The organism is Streptococcus gallinaceus (genome assembly GCF_040545695.1).
Lineage (GTDB): Bacteria > Bacillota > Bacilli > Lactobacillales > Streptococcaceae > Streptococcus > Streptococcus gallinaceus.
Window position 1 is genome coordinate 281,679 of sequence record NZ_JBEPMK010000003.1, and the last position, 17,511, is coordinate 299,189.

The 17,511-nt window shown below is 41.7% G+C and carries 17 protein-coding genes; 6 read left to right on the top strand and 11 right to left on the bottom strand.

The window, feature by feature from the left end; all coding sequences use genetic code 11:
* Positions 1-4 precede the first annotated feature (4 nt).
* Both cps4B and cpsA read right to left on the bottom strand, forming a co-directional pair.
* On the bottom strand, positions 5-736 hold the full coding sequence (gene cps4B / locus ABID27_RS05600) for a capsular polysaccharide biosynthesis protein Cps4B (protein WP_253364145.1): 732 nt from the start codon (positions 734-736) through the stop codon (positions 5-7).
* Positions 737-2,200 carry an LCP family glycopolymer transferase CpsA gene (cpsA, locus tag ABID27_RS05605; RefSeq protein WP_354280843.1) on the bottom strand — a complete coding sequence of 488 codons (1,464 nt, stop codon included), beginning with the start codon at positions 2,198-2,200 and terminating at the stop codon, positions 737-739.
* Positions 2,201-2,374: 174 nt separating this feature from the next.
* Here cpsA and ABID27_RS05610 point away from each other — a divergent pair, with 174 nt between their 5' ends.
* The 6 genes from ABID27_RS05610 to glgB all read left to right on the top strand — a co-directional run bounded on the left by ABID27_RS05610 (position 2,375) and on the right by glgB (position 9,539).
* Positions 2,375-3,283 (top strand): LysR family transcriptional regulator, encoded by a 909-nt coding sequence (locus ABID27_RS05610; protein ID WP_253364141.1) that lies wholly within the window; start codon positions 2,375-2,377, stop codon positions 3,281-3,283.
* Positions 3,276-3,755, top strand: coding sequence for an 8-oxo-dGTP diphosphatase (locus ABID27_RS05615; protein WP_253364139.1), 480 nt, complete (start codon positions 3,276-3,278; stop codon positions 3,753-3,755). The genes ABID27_RS05610 and ABID27_RS05615 overlap by 8 nt, the downstream gene beginning before the upstream one ends.
* Before the next feature lie 156 nt (positions 3,756-3,911).
* Positions 3,912-5,060 carry a glucose-1-phosphate adenylyltransferase gene (locus ABID27_RS05620; protein WP_354280845.1) on the top strand — a complete coding sequence of 383 codons (1,149 nt, stop codon included), beginning with the start codon at positions 3,912-3,914 and terminating at the stop codon, positions 5,058-5,060.
* On the top strand, positions 5,053-6,168 hold the full coding sequence (gene glgD / locus ABID27_RS05625; RefSeq protein ID WP_354280847.1) for a glucose-1-phosphate adenylyltransferase subunit GlgD: 1,116 nt from the start codon (positions 5,053-5,055) through the stop codon (positions 6,166-6,168). The genes ABID27_RS05620 and glgD overlap by 8 nt, the downstream gene beginning before the upstream one ends.
* A gap of 15 nt (positions 6,169-6,183) precedes the next feature.
* Positions 6,184-7,629 carry a glycogen synthase GlgA gene (gene glgA / locus ABID27_RS05630; RefSeq protein ID WP_354280849.1) on the top strand — a complete coding sequence of 482 codons (1,446 nt, stop codon included), beginning with the start codon at positions 6,184-6,186 and terminating at the stop codon, positions 7,627-7,629.
* A 62-nt stretch (positions 7,630-7,691) separates the two neighbouring features.
* A complete protein-coding gene (glgB, locus tag ABID27_RS05635; RefSeq protein WP_354280851.1) occupies positions 7,692-9,539 on the top strand; it encodes a 1,4-alpha-glucan branching protein GlgB in 1,848 nt (615 codons plus the stop codon).
* Between the two features lie 46 nt (positions 9,540-9,585).
* Here glgB and ABID27_RS05640 read toward each other — a convergent pair whose 3' ends face one another.
* The 9 genes from ABID27_RS05640 to ABID27_RS05680 all read right to left on the bottom strand — a co-directional run bounded on the left by ABID27_RS05640 (position 9,586) and on the right by ABID27_RS05680 (position 17,488).
* The gene (locus ABID27_RS05640; RefSeq protein WP_354280853.1) at positions 9,586-10,410 is read right to left on the bottom strand and encodes a transporter substrate-binding domain-containing protein; all 825 of its coding nucleotides are present in this window, start codon (positions 10,408-10,410) and stop codon (positions 9,586-9,588) included.
* Between the two features lie 201 nt (positions 10,411-10,611).
* Positions 10,612-11,076 carry an 8-oxo-dGTP diphosphatase gene (locus tag ABID27_RS05645; RefSeq protein ID WP_253364128.1) on the bottom strand — a complete coding sequence of 155 codons (465 nt, stop codon included), beginning with the start codon at positions 11,074-11,076 and terminating at the stop codon, positions 10,612-10,614.
* A 217-nt stretch (positions 11,077-11,293) separates the two neighbouring features.
* On the bottom strand, positions 11,294-11,518 hold the full coding sequence (locus ABID27_RS05650) for a hypothetical protein (RefSeq protein ID WP_354280855.1): 225 nt from the start codon (positions 11,516-11,518) through the stop codon (positions 11,294-11,296).
* A gap of 196 nt (positions 11,519-11,714) precedes the next feature.
* The gene (locus ABID27_RS05655; protein ID WP_354280857.1) at positions 11,715-13,007 is read right to left on the bottom strand and encodes a hypothetical protein; all 1,293 of its coding nucleotides are present in this window, start codon (positions 13,005-13,007) and stop codon (positions 11,715-11,717) included.
* 42 nt (positions 13,008-13,049) lie between these two features.
* Positions 13,050-13,310: a hypothetical protein gene (locus ABID27_RS05660; protein WP_354280859.1), complete on the bottom strand. Its 261-nt coding sequence runs from the start codon at positions 13,308-13,310 to the stop codon at positions 13,050-13,052.
* The gene (gene esaA, locus ABID27_RS05665; protein ID WP_253364120.1) at positions 13,307-13,984 is read right to left on the bottom strand and encodes a type VII secretion protein EsaA; all 678 of its coding nucleotides are present in this window, start codon (positions 13,982-13,984) and stop codon (positions 13,307-13,309) included. Before esaA ends, ABID27_RS05660 begins: the two co-directional genes overlap by 4 nt.
* 190 nt (positions 13,985-14,174) lie before the next feature.
* Positions 14,175-14,342: a WXG100 family type VII secretion target gene (locus ABID27_RS05670; protein ID WP_354280861.1), complete on the bottom strand. Its 168-nt coding sequence runs from the start codon at positions 14,340-14,342 to the stop codon at positions 14,175-14,177.
* A 138-nt stretch (positions 14,343-14,480) separates the two neighbouring features.
* On the bottom strand, positions 14,481-16,472 hold the full coding sequence (gene uvrB, locus ABID27_RS05675) for an excinuclease ABC subunit UvrB (RefSeq protein WP_354280863.1): 1,992 nt from the start codon (positions 16,470-16,472) through the stop codon (positions 14,481-14,483).
* 92 nt (positions 16,473-16,564) lie between these two features.
* Complete coding sequence (locus ABID27_RS05680) at positions 16,565-17,488, bottom strand: CPBP family intramembrane glutamic endopeptidase (RefSeq protein ID WP_253364116.1); 924 nt, start codon at positions 17,486-17,488, stop codon at positions 16,565-16,567.
* Positions 17,489-17,511: the final 23 nt, after the last annotated feature.

Consider the following 17,511-nt stretch of genomic DNA (forward strand, 5'->3'; position numbering starts at 1 on the left):
TCTCCTAAATAAATTCATCTGCTAAAATCGTTTCAGCATTATCATAAAAAATTGCACGGGCATAATTTGTGCCATATTCTTTTTCTACTACTTGGTAAGCTTCTTGCATGAAAGGCGGACGTCTGTCCAGATTATGCATATCGCTTGAAATAAAGTGAATCAGGTCTTTTTCTAGGAAATAACGACCTCGTTTTTTATAAATCTTTTCCTTGTCGCCAAACAATTTTGGCTTCAATACATGATTACTATTTACCTGCATATAGCATCCCATGTTAATCAATTCACGCACGCGTTCTTCTTTGAATTCCAAGACATCGTAGCGTTCAATGTGGGCAACAACAGGTGTTAGACCAATCATTTGGACATTAGCCAAGGCTTGGCGTATTTCTTGCCAAGGAGTTCCACCTGAAAATTCAACTAACGCAAATCGTGTCCCATTTAAGGTAGGAAATACTCCAGTTTCCAGTTTCTTTAAGATAGAATTTCTATAATAGAGCTCTCCACCATATAAGATAGTCAAGCCATCAAATCGTTTTTCAGCTTCTACTTTGACAATTTGAAAATTCGCGAGGATTTCTTCCTCAGGTGTTTCAAACATCCCTTTTCGGCGGTGTGAGGTTGATACAATAGTTCGAACTCCCTGCCGATAGGCTTCTTCTATCAAAGAAAGACTTTCTTCCAAAGTATCCGGTCCATCGTCTACATTAAATACAATGTGTGAATGAAGATCAATCACTTATTTTCCCTCCATTGTACTATTAATTGCTGCTTTAGCTGTGTCGACACTTGCTTGATCAAGAGATAACATATAGAGAGCATATCCTGGCATCGCATAAGAAGACAATTCTCCTGTTGAGCCAGTACCAGTGACATCTTGTGAAGTAACAGCGAATTGACCACCTGATGACAACTGAGCATTGGCAATGGTCATCATACTATCCAAGGACATATTAGTCTGAACAGAATCCTGTAAAGACGTCACCACATCTGAAATATTCGTCAATGATTGGAAGCTTGCTAGTTTCTTGATCAAAGCTGCAATGACGCGTTCTTGATTTCGTCCACGGTCGTGGTCACCGCCTGCTAATGAATAACGTTCACGAACAAAACGCAAGGCAGAAGCTGAATCAAGTTGAATCGTCCCTGCTTCAAATGTTTGGCCACCGGCTGTGAAGACCGTTGGATTATTCACTTCTACACCGCCAACTGCATCAATCAACTTCATAAAGGATGTAAAGTTGATCCGAGCGTAGTAATCAATATCGATACCGTAGAGATTCTCCAAGGTTTTCATAGATGTTTCAACACCATAGACACCTGCGTGGGTCAACTTATCGTACTGATTTCCACCACCGTCTGGAATTTTCACATAAGAATCACGTGGAGTTGTTGTGAGAAGGACCTTGTGGGTATCCATATTGACTGTCATGATGATATTGACATCTGATCGAGATACGGTAGAAATTGAACCATAGGTATCAATACCACTAATATAGATATTGAATACATTTGGATCTTTCTGCTTGTCTGATGACTTCTTGACGCTCACTTTTTTACTAATTTTATAAGTATAAAGTGTTTTGATTTTTGAAACATAGTCAGCATCGTTTAACTCAAGAAGGCTGCTATAAGCGCTGTTGAGAACCATCGCCTTTGACTTATCTGCCATGATTGTTTCGTAGGCAGATTGATAAGAGGCTGTTTCAACCGGTGTCAAATTGACATTTTTCTCAAGGCGAGCTTTCCCTAAAAGGGCTTCGATGTTGTCACGATCACTCGCTAAAGGAGACTGCACTTCACTCAATTCGCTCAGATTATTGACCGTGCTATCTTTAGCCACAACCACGCTCATCTCAATCTCAGAATATGAAGCTGTGCTGTTGAATTTTTGTGTCAAGTCAGCGGCTGATTTATAAGTAAAAATCAGTCCAGTCACTCCTAGCAAAAAAAGCACTAAACAAACTGCTGTCAATACTTTGACTTTTTTCTTTAGTATCGCAATGAGCGCTAAAAGCCAAACAAGCAACAGAACTATTGGCACAATCACGTGAAGTTGTCTAAAATGTAGAAATTGCTTTGCAACAATCAGATACATCAACGCACCAACCAATCCTGTATATAAAATCAATAAAGTAGTGTTAATAATCGTACCAGTCTTGGATTTCTTTTCATGACGCTGGCGACTGCTATTTTTAGCCATTCTGCCTCCTAAGATATCTCAAAATAATATTCATTTTGAGATTATTTCATCTCTTCTATATAATTCATTATCTTAAGTAATATAACATAATTTTCTCTAAATACCAAGAGAAATACCGAGGAAACATTTTTTATTTCACTTGAATCTTTTATTTTTTTTAGCTACACTATTCTTATGAGAATTCAACAACTACACTACATCATCAAGATTGCCGAGACTGGTTCTATGAACGAGGCTTCCAAGCAACTTTTTATCACCCAACCCAGTCTTTCCAACGCTGTACGTGACCTAGAAAAAGAGATGGGGATTGAGATTTTTCACCGTCATCCAAAAGGAATTACCTTAACCAAGGATGGTATGGAATTTCTTTCCTATGCCCGTCAAGTAGTGGAACAGACAGAACTCTTGGAAGAACGGTATAAAAATCCAAATACCAAGCGAGAGCTCTTTAGCGTGTCCTCTCAGCACTACGCCTTTGTGGTCAATGCCTTTGTCTCCCTCCTGAAAAAGACAGACATGGCAGATTATGAACTCTTTTTACGGGAGACACGGACTTGGGAAATTATCGACGACATCAAAAATTTCCGTTCAGAAATCGGTGTTCTCTTTCTAAATAATTTCAACCGCGATGTCTTGCTGAAAATGTTTGAGGACAATCGGATCAAGTACACACCACTTTTCACTGCCCATCCCCATGTTTTTGTCAGCAAGACCAATCCGCTTGCCCAGAAAACCTCTGTGCGATTGGATGACTTGACTGAATTTCCTTACCTCAGCTACGAACAAGGGATTCATAATTCTTTCTATTTTTCTGAGGAAATCCTGTCACAAGAACACCATAAAAAGTCCATTGTCGTCTCTGACCGTGCCACTCTTTTCAATCTCTTGATTGGTCTCGATGGCTATACCATTGCGACGGGGATTCTCAACAGTAATCTCAATGGGGATAATATCGTATCTATCCCGCTTGAAATTGACGACGAAATCGAATTGATTTACATCCAACATGAAAAAACAAATCTGTCCAATATGGGAGAACGGTTTATCAACTACTTACTAGAAGAGGTCCAATTCAATGACTGAGGAAAGGGTCAAATGCTGGGTAAACATTTGCGTAAAAAAAGATAATCAGGTACTCTTGCTAGATCGTCAACACGATAATTTTAAAGGCTGGATTCAGCCAGGCGGCAAGGTTGAATTTGCAGAGACTGTCTTCAGTGCTGCTCTAAGAGAGTTAAAGGAAGAGACAGGATTGACCGCCTTAAACTTGGAACTAAAGGGAATCTCTGGCTTCATCAATCCCGCCATTCCTGAGCGCTATGTCTACTACGACTTCTTATGTACAGACTTTGAAGGGCAGGTCCTCAACCAGTCCGCGGAAGGCACTCCCAAGTGGTGGTCCATTGATGTATTGGACACTATTCCAATGCAGGATGACATCCGTAACCGACTTCCCCTTTACTGGAGAAAAGGCTCTTTTGAGCGGGTACATTACTGGGATGAGGAACATCACTGTATCGGACGAACGGAAACTAAGCTTTTTGGAGAAGACTAAATACGACGACCTTCGGGTTGTCTTTTTTCATCCTTTTTTGAAAATACTGTTTTCTTTTAAACGATGAAAGATTTTCATTTTTATACAAGAAAACGCTTTCTTTTATCCCTTGGTAATGATATAATGAAGTTATTAAACAAATAAGGAGTGATTATTTTGGCACAAAACAAGTTATTAGCAATGATTTTGGCCGGCGGACGCGGGACGCGCTTGGAAGGTTTGACACACAAAGTCGCAAAACCAGCGGTAGCATTCGGTGGCAAATATCGCATTATTGACTTCCCTCTCAGCAACTGTGCTAATTCGGGTATCGATATTGTTGGTGTCCTCACACAGTATGAATCTGTCCTGCTCAACTCTTATGTTGCCCAGTCGCAACGCTGGGGACTAGATGTACATGGTTCAGGTGTATTTGTCCTGCCTCCACGTGAAAAAATCGAAGGTTTTGGACTTTACCAAGGTACAGCTGATGCAATCACTCAAAATATTGATTTTATCGATTTACATGAGCCAGAATATGTCCTCATTTTGTCAGGTGACCACATCTACAAGATGAATTATGACAAATTGCTCGAATCTCACATTGAAAAAGGGGCAGATGCCACCATTGCCGTTATCGAAGTTCCGATAAAAGAGGCGTCTCGTTTTGGTATCATGAATACCGATGAAGATTACCGCATCGAAGAGTTCGAAGAAAAACCTGCGGATCCTAAGAGCAATCTTGCTTCCATGGGGATTTACATCTTCACTTGGAAAACCTTGAAAAAATACCTACTGGAAGATGAAAAATTAGACACTTCTTCTCACGATTTTGGTCATGACCTCATTCCAAAATACCTTGAAGACGGTCGCAAGCTTTATGCTTATCCATTCCGTGGCTACTGGAAAGATGTGGGTACGGTCAATAGTCTCTGGGAATCCAATATGGACTTGATTGACCACAATGACGACCTCAATCTTTTTGACCCTACTTGGAAAATCTACTCTGAAGACACTGGTTCTCCCGCTCAAGTGATTGGCTCAAATGCGACGGTTAAGAGCGCCTATATCGACAAAGGTGCTATCATCGATGGCTATGTAGAACATTCTATTGTGTCTACAGATGCCCAAATCAAGGAGGGAGCTGTCGTTAAAAATTCTGTGATTTTACCGAATGCGCAGATTGGAGAAAATGTTGAATTAGATTATGTTATCATTGCTGAAGGAATTAAAATTGCTGACGGTAGCTCGCTTGCGGGAACACCAGATGCAATCCTCCTCATTGACAAAAATGTAAGCAAAGTAAAGGAGGATACAGATGCTTAGAAATACTCTTGGAATCGTCAACATCGAAGGTACAAACGTTCATTTTGGAGATATTATGGGACACCGTGGTGTGCAAGCCTTTGGATTTCTCGGGCGCTACCGCTTGATTGACTTTGTCTTGTCCAACATGTCCAACTCTGGTATTACTGAGTTCCAAGTCTACATGCCTGCCAAGATGCGCTCCACTATCCAGCACGTCGGTACCGGAAAGCACTACAACATCAACAGCAAACGGGGCAAATTGCGTCTGCTCAATAGTGTGACAGATCCAAACTCTATCTACCAGCACGATGTCAAAGCATTTTCAGACAATGTCCACTACATTGAAAAGTCAAACAAGGAATACGTCCTGATCGCTCCATCTTACTTTATCTATAGCCAGGATTATACAAAGGTTATGGAAGAACATGTGGAGACTGGTGCAGACATTACCGTTCTCTACAAAAACGTGACCAATGCCAAAGAAGCCTTTATCGGTTGCCAAACATTGAAATTTGATGATGACAAGCGCATTATCGAATTCGACGAAAATCATGGAAAATATAAAAATCGGTCCGTATCACTCGAAGCCTACTTCATGAAACGTAGCCTGTTTTTAGAATTGATTGAGCGCGCTAACAAGGTTTCTGTCCTCTACTGGCTCAAGGACATTATTCGTGACGTAGTAGACCAATACAAGATTATGGGCTATGCGCACCGTGACTATGTAGCCTGTATCAATACTGTTGAGGCTTACTTTAATACCCAGCTTGAATTGATTGACCGTAACACGCGCCGACTCCTCTTCAAGCAAAACTGGCCGATTCATACGCAAACGAGCGACAGTTCTCCTTGTCTTTACGGCCCTCTGGCAGAAGTATCCGGCAGCTTGATTTCCAACGGTGCTTATATCAACGGTGAGGTAGAAAACTCTGTCATTGACCGTGATGTCATTATCGAAGAAGGTGTCTCTGTCAAAAATTCTATTATCCTAAATGGAGTGACCATCAAATCTGGTGCAACCATTGAAAATGCTATTATTGACAAGTCGACTACCATCACTCACTCCATCGACATCAAGGGGACACCGGAAGCACCTGCCTACATCAAGGCACACCACCTCATTTAAGAGAAAGGATACACCATGTCAAAAAAATCGATTCTCTTTGTGGCTTCTGAAGGGCTCCCTTTTATCAAAACAGGTGGCTTGGCGGATGTTATCGGTTCCCTTCCAAAGGAATTGGTCAAGCAAGGAATGGACGTTCGTGTGGTCCTTCCCCTCTATTTGAAAATTGCCAAAAACAATCACGCAGACTTTACCTATGTTTCGAGTTTTGATGTGCGAGCTGGTGATATTCAATCTATGGCCAATGTCTATCAACAAGTCGTGGACGGGGTTACCTTCTACTTTATCGAACACCGTGATTTCTTTGAACGCGACGAACTCTACGGTTACGATGACGATGCCATACGCTTTGGTTTCTTCCAACACGCAACTTGCCGTTTGTTAGAAGCCCTCAACTACTTTCCAGACATTATCCATAGCCATGACTGGCACACTGCTGCACTGCCATTTCTCTGCCGTACATTTTATAGCTACCGGGAAGAATTTCGACAAATCCAGCATGTCTTTACCATTCATAATCTAGCTTTCCAAGGCATTTTCAACAAACAATCCCTCTGGTCTGCGCTCGGTATGGACTACGGTTACTATCTGGATGGCACTGCACGCTTCTACGATGACTGTATTAGTTTTATGAAGTTAGGCATCCTTTACGCAGACAAGGTAACGACCGTTTCGGAAACCTATGCGCAGGAAATTTTAACCGAAGAATTTGGCGAAAATATGCAGCATGTCCTTGCTCTCCGCCAACATGACCTTTGCGGTATCGTCAACGGAATTGACTACGATGTCTGGAATCCACAAACCGATCCTGCCCTTGTCAAGCCATTTGATAGCCAACACTTAGCTGATAAAAAGGCGAATAAGCTAGCCTTGCAGGCACAGTTTGGCTTGCCCCAAGACGAAGACACTCTCCTCGTCGGCATTGTTTCGCGTCTGACTTACCAAAAAGGGTTCTATCTTTTGACAGAGATGCTAGGCCATATGCTTCAAGCTAGAGTTCAGTTTGTGGTTTTGGGAAATGGCGAGCAAGATATCGAAAATGCATTCAATCATTTTAAAGAAGCTTATCCGGATAAATTCGCCTTCTACCGTGGCTACAACGAGCCTCTTGCTCATCAAATCTATGCAGCGAGTGACCTCTTCCTCATGCCATCCATCTTTGAACCATGTGGCATCAGTCAGCTCATTTCCATGCATTACGGTACACTTCCTTTGGTACGTGAAACGGGTGGACTACGAGATACCGTTATCCCTTATAACCGAGAAAATCTCCAGGGTACAGGATTTAGTTTCTTCGAGAAAAATGCTCAAAGCATGAAGTACGTCTATGACTTGGCACTTGAAACCTATTACGAACGACCACAGGATTGGACAAAACTAGTCGAGCAAGCTATGGAAAAAGATGTCAGCTGGCCAGTTTCCGCTGAAAAATACATTTGGCTCTACAGAGAAATTACACAGTAACACTCAGGCGAGACGCGAGGAACAAACTCGGCCTCGCCTTTTCAAGGATTTAAGGAGGAAGAATGAATACATTTAGTGATTTAGACCTCTATTACCTTCAAAGTGGTGAACACACTAGCCTTTACGAAAAAATGGGCGCTCACCTGGTCAAAAAAGGTAATAAACTAATCGGCACACAATTTCGTGTTTACGCCCCAAATGCCAGCTCTGTTTATCTGGTTGGGGACTTTAATGGTTGGCAAAAGTCGCATCCTTTAGAACACGAGATTGGCGGTGTCTACCAAGTCTATATTGATGGTTTAACCGCCCATGAAAATTACAAATATCTCATTATTACACTTGATGGACGTGAATTATATAAGGCTGATCCCTATGCTTTCTTTAGCCAACTACGCCCGGATACAGCTTCACAAACTTACAATTCGCGCTATAAATTCAAGGATCAAGATTGGATTTACCAACGGACAGATTACGACTTCAAAACAAGTCCATTTTCCGTCTATGAAGTGCATCTAGGTTCTTGGAAGCAAAAAATTATCAACCAAACAGGTGAGGGGGCCAGCAGAGAAAACTTTTACTCCTATAAGGAACTTGCACCTCTTCTCATTGATTATATAAAAGAGCAAGGATACACCCATATCGAACTTCTCCCCATCATGGAACATCCTTTGGACGCTTCGTGGGGGTACCAAGTGACCGGCTATTTTAGCCCAACTAGTCGTTATGGAAAACCTGACGAACTCAAATACCTAGTAGACCAATGCCACCAAGCTGGAATCGGGGTTATTCTCGACTGGGTACCGCTTCATTTCTGCAAAGATGCGCATGGACTTTATCAATTTGACGGCTCTTGGCTCTACGAATACCAAGAAGAACACGATCGTGAAAATCGTCAATGGGGTACTGCGAATTTTGACCTGAGCAAAGGCGTAACTCGCTCTTTCCTCCTATCAAATATCCACTACTGGCTCAATGAATTTCACTTCGATGGTATCCGTGTTGACGCCCTATCCTATCTACTCTACTGGCGAGGAGAGACAGAACCAGACAAAATCAATCAACCTGCCATCGATTTTATCAAACGCGTCACAGCTCTTGTCCACCAAGAATTCAAAGGCGTTGTCATGATTGCTGAAGATTCATCAAGTTACCCAGGTGTTACCCATCCACTCGATGCAGATGGACTTGGCTTTGATATGAAATGGGACTTGGGTTGGATGAATGATACACTCAAATACATGAGTCGTCCCTCTATCTACCGCAAGCACCATGTCAACGAAATCACATTTGGTATGTATTACAACCAAAACGAACAGTTTATTCTCCCACTCTCGCATGATGAAGTCGTCCACGGCAAGCATTCGATTGTCGAAAAAATGGATGGTAACTACCAAGATAAATTCCATCTGGCACGCGCTTACTATGCTTACTATTTTGCTCATCCAGGAAAGAAACTCCTTTTTATGGGCAATGAATGGGGGCATATCCGAGAATGGCACGAATACACACAGATGGACTGGCTCTTGCTGGACTACCCTGTCCACCAATCCTTCCACAGCATGATGCAGTATCTGACCAACTATTATCGCCAGCATCCTGCATTTTGGCAATACGACTATCAAGCACACGAAAAAGGATTTAAGTGGGCAGCCATAGCTGAAGAAGCAAATTGCTTTGCCTTCTCACGCTTTGGTGATGATGAAGAGATTTTGGTCATCTCAAATTTCAATGACCAAGATATTTTTGATTTGGCATTGGACTTACCTGCTGGTAAAACCTACAAACTTGTCTTTTCAACGGCTATTCTCCCGACGGAATCATTCGAATTACAAACCAATGAAACGGGAGCGCGCATTACCATTCCGCGATTGACCACCTTCTATCTGAAAGACGTAACAAAAAGAGGTTAGGACTTTGTCCCACCTCTTTTATTATTGCTAGCCATAAACTGGTCGATTATTTTCCGTCGACTGCCTTGTATTTAGCCACTTCTTTCAAGTAATTATCATAGTCACCATTTTCTGTGATTTCCTTGATAGATTTGTTCAAAGCCTTTTGCAAGTCTTCATGACCTTTTGCTAAAACAACGACTTTTTTGTTTCCATCCTTAGGATCAAATGTTACAGACGCTACTGCCAAGTCCGTATTTTGTGCGACATAGCCTTCTGCCACTGCTGAATCGAGCAAGACTGCATAGACTTGACCAGCTTTCAACTCCGTCACAGCTTCACTCATACCAGTGAGTGAGACGATATTGGCATTTGACAATTTTGCTTGCGCGTAAGCTTCTTGGGTTGTCCCTTTTTGCACCGCCAATGATTTACCTTTCAAATCCGCAGGTTTTGTAAACTTGTCAAGAGATGATTTTTTAACCAACAAAACATCGGCTACAGAGTAGTATGGATCGGTAAAATCAAATGTTTGCGCGCGTTCTTTTGAGTAAGACAAGCCAGCAATGGCAATGTCAACTTTCCCATTTTGAACACTGGTCAAGACATTATCGAAGCTCATGGTTGACACTTCCAATTTAACGCCCAAATCTTTGGCCAACTTTTCAGCCAATAAGATATCCGAACCTACAACCTTGTTTTCACCATTGACCAGGGTTTGGAATTCAAACGGTGCATAGTCTGGGCTTGTGGCTACCACAAGTGTCCCTTTTTCTTTAATTTTGTCCACCGCAGATGAGGAGGAGGTTGATTGACTAGACGATGAGCATGCTATCAAAGTCAAACCAGCCAATACAGTTGTTGCTGCCACTAACATTTTCTTGAATTTCATAATAATCCTCTTTTCTTTTGCCTACTGTCTCCAGTATCGGTTTTTGAAAGTGAATTTCGATTACATTTCACTTGTTTTTCAAAAGTATGTGACTATTTTAATTCATTTTTATACAATTGTCAACCGTAGTTTGAATTTTTATTCAATATTTTTTGATTTTTTAGCATAAAAAAGACAAATTCAAAGTGAATTTGTCCTATTTTACCAAAACTCACGGATAAAATCGTCCTCCAGCCGTTCCCGATAGAACAGTTCAGATAGCTCCTTTTCATCAAAAACGCGGAGCAAATTGAGCAAATCATAAGCGAGCTCCATCTCTGACAAATCCGCCCGATCTACCCACTGCACTTCCCCTTCTTCCGAAGAACGCAACTGCCCTTCAAAGTCAATAGTCCGATAGAGAAAAACCAGATATCGGACACCTTCTTTTGTATACCAATGCTTCATCCCAACCAACTTGGGATTGCGAATAAGAAGCCCGGTCTCCTCATACACTTCCCGAACAACCGCCTCATGGAGACTTTCCCCCACTTCAATATGCCCACCTGGCAAGGCAGCTCCTGACCAAGTATAGCGCTCAGGATCTCGAATTTGCATTACAATCTTGCGGTCCGCATCCTCAATCAGACACATATTGGTTAAAATCACTTCCTGGCTACGTGGCATTCCAATCTTCCTCTTTCTACTAGCTCTGTATTGACAAGTATGTCAATACTTGTTGTACTTAGTATAACAGCTTTTGGCTGACTTCTCAATATACGAAAATCAGTGACGGTTGAAAATTGGATTTTCAAGCAAAATTCACCCGAAAAATATCCTCTATATTATCGCACAACTCCATCGATAATTTATCCATTTTATTTAATTGCATACCAAAAATCTCCTATTTGTTTAATGTCTGGTACTGTTTGACAAGATTCTCTTGGGTCAACTTCTTCATAAAAAGCGGCTGTTTGTCTTTAGAATACTGTTCTGTTTTTTCATCCTGTAACTTGTTAATATTCTTAGTCGCTTCTGGACTAAAAAGCTTAGACAACTCTGTCTCTTGCTCAATGTACGAAACATCGCGCTGCTCAGTTGGGGTTTGAATATTTGTATCGATTTTCAAATTACCATCTGCCGCATAAACTGTGATTGGTAGTAAAAAACCGTAAATAGGAGCGTCTTCAATTTTATTTTCATCTCATTACCACCTCGTTGTTCACTCCAGTCATCAACCTCGAATCGTTCTTTCCGCTCGAATAAATAGACAAGAATCCCAATCTAGTTATACTAAATTAGGATAGATGTCATATGTTCAAAAATTAGTCTTCCATCTCTTTATAAAGGTAGACATTTAGTCCACCTAAAGCTGGAATCAAGAAGAGTAAAATACCAAAGATTAATCCCCATCCCTCCTGATGGCTTAACAGTAATTGGAACATTTTTTCTGTATAAGTCAGTGGTGAAACAGATGCAATTCCTTGATTGGTCGTTGCAAATTGTACATCAAACAGCTGCGAAGCACTGATGATATAGAGCATAAGTAAACCAATTGAGACTAAGAAACCAATATGTTTAAAGTATTTAAGGAGGAGATTATTGCTGTATGAGAATACCAATAATAAAACAACTCCTGCCATCATTAAAGTGATAAACTGACTGCCGATAACATCTAGTTTGCTACCCATAATTGCAAAAATCATAAGTCCACTGATTACCGCCACTCCAGATAGTACGGACATTGGTACGATAGCATTTGACCAACTCACTCGTTCCCCGTTTTCACTGCCTCGCATCCATTTAGTATGTTGCAATGCATAGGCTAAACCTAGAATCGTTTTTAGGCTTTCCATATCAGCCGAATTCAACAAACCGTTTTTCCCTGCTACCGATGCATCAAACGACTGTCTTAAATCCGTTCCAAAAATCGTCTGAACAATAGCAGCCAACTCCAGATAACCATGGATATCAGCAAATAATGTTGCTGACTCTGAATCTCCCGCATAACTTTCATAAGGGAATAGAGTTGAAGAAGCGGAATATTCCCGTTTGAATTCTTTACTCTCAGGTTCATATACAGTTGTCACTTTGGTTTCTGTTTTCGGAACAGCTGGTGTCGGTGTAGTACTTCCATTCGTTGCATCAGGACTTGTAGACTTATCTATAGACGTATCCGTGCTAGCATCAGCAACTGAAACCTCTTCTATTTTTTCTTTAGCAACAGCTATGTCAGCTTTTTCGCTTGTTGTAACAACAGCTTGAACAACAGCTGGGGAAAGGACGTTCAGTTGTTGTGGTGAGGCTACACCTAATTGATACTGCAACGTTAATTGGGGTTGTGTCCCAGATACGAGCACTTGATACTCAGTGACAGATAATTGACGAGTCTGATAGCCATTAATAGAAAGTGTATATTGCGACGGAACTGAAATTCTAACATCTGTTACTTCACCTGTTACGTTTGGAAATGTCAGCACACCGCCTGCAGCAAGTCCTGACAAAATATGATTTTTAATTTTATCAGTCCGTTCCACTTGTGCACTGCTTGTCACTGACGGTAATGGTTTATTGTATTTGTCAGCATACCATGCAACAAAGTCATTGATATTTTTCAAGTATTTTTTATCCGCATCTGATAGAGCTAACGCATTGATACCTTAAGATTTAGTAATTGTTTCATCCCAAGTAGTTGGATTGCTCAGACCATCATTGAAGGTCGTTTTTACTGTTTGTAGTTGTTGAAGCTGGTCCGCTACCGACAGCTTAGAGAGGGACTCATCGTATTGAGCAATGTTTTGTTCTCGTTGCCCAATAGAAGTTTGCCACTTGGTTTGTGCTTCCTGAATCACTGACAATTCTGTATCGTAAGTTTTATCAACATTTATAATAGAAGAAAAACTTTCATTTGTATGATTCAAAGCATCATTAAAGGAAGAGTAGGTAGACAAAATTGAATCCGGTGAGCTCTTAATCCCGGCAAATGATTGAGAGTAGCCCCCAGTGGCTGAAGAAGATTGCTTTGATAGGCAGTTAGGGAATTTCCCTCATGTGTTACCGCTGTCGCAACCTGCCCTTGAGCCGATTGAGGATTTCCTATGATACTTGAAAAATAAATATTAATGAGGTCTTGGTTAAACTGTGTCTTTAAGTCAGAAACCGCCTGCTCTGCCTTACGAATCACAATTTGTTTGTCAGACTTAATCTGGTATTGAAAGCTCGTTTGGGTTGGCGATTGATGCTCCAATGCTAGTGAATCCGATGAAAACTTACTAGGAAGAACGACCATTAATTGATAGGACCCATTTTCAAGACCATGCTCGGCGATTGCGCGTGACACAATTTCAATTGGATAGTCTGTTCTAGTATCAAATGACTTTACCAAGGTACTTCCGATATTGACAAATTGGTCAATGTAGTTTACCCCTGTATCCTCATTGACAAACGCAATCTTAATATCATTGGACTCGACAGTTTCTTGCTTTTGTGTCACCGAATTCCGTATTGAAGTCGGCTTGACAATCCCAAAATAAGTTGCACCACCAGCTGTTGTAACTAGCAGACTAGACATGAGTACTAATAATTTTCTGTTCATTCCTAACATATTCCTCCTAGTAAAAAAATGAAGTTGAGGAGTTTCCCCAACTTCATTAAATCAGTAATTTAGACCAAAGTTGCGAGAAAGGTCTTGGTCATTTTGTTGCATCGCTTGAGCAGTTTTATCAAGTTGTGTATTGATTTGTTGCATCAACTCTGCAAAATTTTGAACTTTTGATTTCAGCTCGTTAAAATTGGTTATCAAAACCTTGGAACGCCGCACCCTCCCATTCAGAACGAAGGGTATCTTGCAATCTTTGTAAGTTGTTTAAAATTGTCGTAATGTCGTTAGATGCTTTACCATACTCACATGCGCAAGATTGAAGGGTTTCAGGTGATACTCGGATTTGTGACATAAGCTGTCTCCTTTAAGTTTTATTTAAGAAAATTATATCTAAAATAAATATTTTTTCAATGATATTATAGTCAATTGCACCAATTTATTTTATTTTCTGAAAATATTCGCTATTTTATCATCTGGGTATGAAAATTCCTCACTCCATCTCTTTCAACTCTAATACCAAGTCACGAATTTGGGCTGCTAATTCAAAGTCAAGCAATTCAGCTGCTTCCTGCATTTGTTTTTGGAGTTTTTTTATAGCATCCTTGCGCTCGGTCTTATTGAGTGCGGAATAGTCCACAACTTCTTCTTCTGCATCCTTGCTGCCAGCCTTAGTCACAGAAATCAAGTCACGAATTTCTTTCTTGATGGTCTGTGGAACGATGCCGTGTTCCGCATTATAAGCCATCTGAATTTCGCGACGGCGAGCTGTCTCATCTATGGCCCGTTGCATAGAATCCGTAATCTTGTCCGCATACATGATCACGTGGCCCTCACTATTACGCGCGGCACGACCAATAGTCTGAATCAGACCACGTTCATTACGCAAGAAGCCCTCCTTGTCCGCATCCAAGATGGCAACCAGTGACACTTCTGGTACGTCAATTCCCTCACGTAAAAGGTTAATCCCAACCAATACATCAAAGACGCCCAGACGCAAGTCACGAATGATTTCCGTCCGCTCAAGCGTTTTAATATCCGAGTGCATGTATTTGACCTTGACACCCATTTCTTTGAGGTAATCGGTCAAATCCTCTGCCATTTTCTTGGTCAGGGTTGTGATAAAGGTCCGCTCGCCTTTTAGGCTACGCTCCGTGATTTCTCCCAACAGGTCATCCATTTGTCCCATGGTTGGACGCACTTCCACTTCTGGGTCAAGTAGACCAGTCGGACGAATGATTTGCTCAATGACGGTATCCGTTTGCTCATTTTCATAATCACCTGGTGTGGCAGAAACGTAGACAATCTGATGGATATGACTCTCAAATTCTTCCCGACGAAGCGGACGATTGTCCAAGGCAGACGGCAAACGAAAACCATAATTCACCAGCATTTCTTTACGAGCGCGGTCTCCGTTGTACATACCCTTGATTTGCCCCATGGTCATGTGGCTCTCATCAATCATAATCAGAAAATCTTCTGGGAAAAAGTCAAGTAGCGTGTAGGGTGGCTCGCCTTCACTCCGCCCATCCATGTGGCGAGAATAGTTTTCGACACCGTTGGTGTAGCCCATTTCACGAAGCATTTCGATGTCGTACTCAGTCCGCTGACGCAACCGTTGCGCTTCCAATAATTTTCCCTCTGATTCAAAGAGCTTTAATTGCTCCTCTAGCTCTGCTTGGATTTTTGCAATGGCAACTTCCATGTGCTCGTCGTTGGTCATAAAGTGAGTCGCTGGGAAAAGAACCAAGTGCTCCACTTCGCCTAGATTTTTACCTGTGAGACTTTCAATCTCACGAATACGGTCAATTTCATCACCGAAAAATTCCACACGAAAGGCATGCTCGTCACGAGAAGCTGGGAAGATTTCCACCACATCGCCACGTACACGAAAACGCCCCCGCTGAAAATCAATATCATTGCGCTCAAATTGAATATCAACGAGTTGATTCAAGAGCTGGTCACGCGAGATTTCCTGACCTGGTCGCAAACTCACTGCTGAGTCTGCGTATTCTTTTGGTGAACCCAAACCGTAGATACAGGAAACAGATGCGACGACAATCACATCGTTGCGCTCCAAAAGTGACGATGTCGCTGAATGACGCAGTTTATCAATCTCATCATTGACCGAACTATCTTTTTCGATGTAGGTATCCGATGACGGCACATAGGCTTCCGGCTGGTAATAATCGTAGTAAGAGACAAAATACTCGACCGCATTATCAGGGAAAAATTCCTTAAATTCGCCGTAGAGTTGTCCTGCCAAGGTCTTGTTATGAGCGATGACAAGGGTTGGTTTATTGACCTTGCTGATGACCTGACTCATGGTGTAGGTCTTACCTGTCCCCGTCGCTCCAAGAAGAATCTGCGCTTTTTCTCCACCTTCGATATTGTCCACCAAGGCTTCGATGGCCTGTGGTTGGTCTCCTGATGGCTCATATTTTGAGACCAATTTAAATGGCTGGTCTGTTCGTCTATCAATCATATACTTTCCTCTTTTACTAAGTTAGAACTATTGTACCATAGGAGGATGGGAAATAAAAAAATCGGCCATCTGAAACCGATTTCTTTTCTATATTATAAAGTGGATTTTTCTTTTTTCAAGGCCCAAATCAGATAGACAATCCCAGCACATTCAACCAAGCAAGAAATTAGACTTCCCTCTGTCCCGAATGCACCTCCAGAAATCCACTCTGGACTCTTGGCATTGACCGCAAAATGCAAGAGGCTCTTACCAGCAGCCTGACCACTGACCGCGATACCAAATAGATTTCCCTGTGTGAAATTCCAAGCACCGTGCAATGCAGCTACGCCCCAGATATTGTCCGTCTTCAGCATATACAAAGCCATAAAAATACCGGATAGAACTAGGCCTAACAGAGAAATCAGTGTCACATGATCATTTCCCAAATGCATCAGACCGAACAAGGAACTGGATACCCCCACTGCTACAGCCAGATTAGTCCGACGATTGGTCAAGGGAAGTAACCATCCACGCGTCAAGAGTTCCTCAGTCCCTCCTTGAATAAACCAGAAAGGGATGAGCGACAAGACAAAGCCAATGCTAGCGACACTAAAGTCAACACCGACAAATGTCAAGCCTCCCAAGAGGTAAGACAGGAGAGCAGCTGCTGAAAAGAGCACCGTTCCTACTAGCCACCCCAGACTGATTTCTTTTAGGATCCCTCGCTTCACCTTGAAAAATCCCAAACTAGAAATTGGTCGACGTTCCACAAACTTGACCCAAAGCATGAGACCCGCTGCGACAAAACCAAAGCAAATCAATTCAAAATGCAAACTCGTGAAAGTAGATGTCACAGAATCCAAACTCGAACCACTTGCTAATCCAACTGCCATTATAATCGGCCCTAAAATCATCCCCGCAACAAGCGAACCCACAAAGAAGAAAATTTCTACCATAATACAGGCTAATAGTACAAATAACCAACTAGGCATCCTGTCGTACAAGACAGTTGGCGCTTCTAACATTTTCTTTTTCATTTGTTACCTCCAAATTGTTTTTT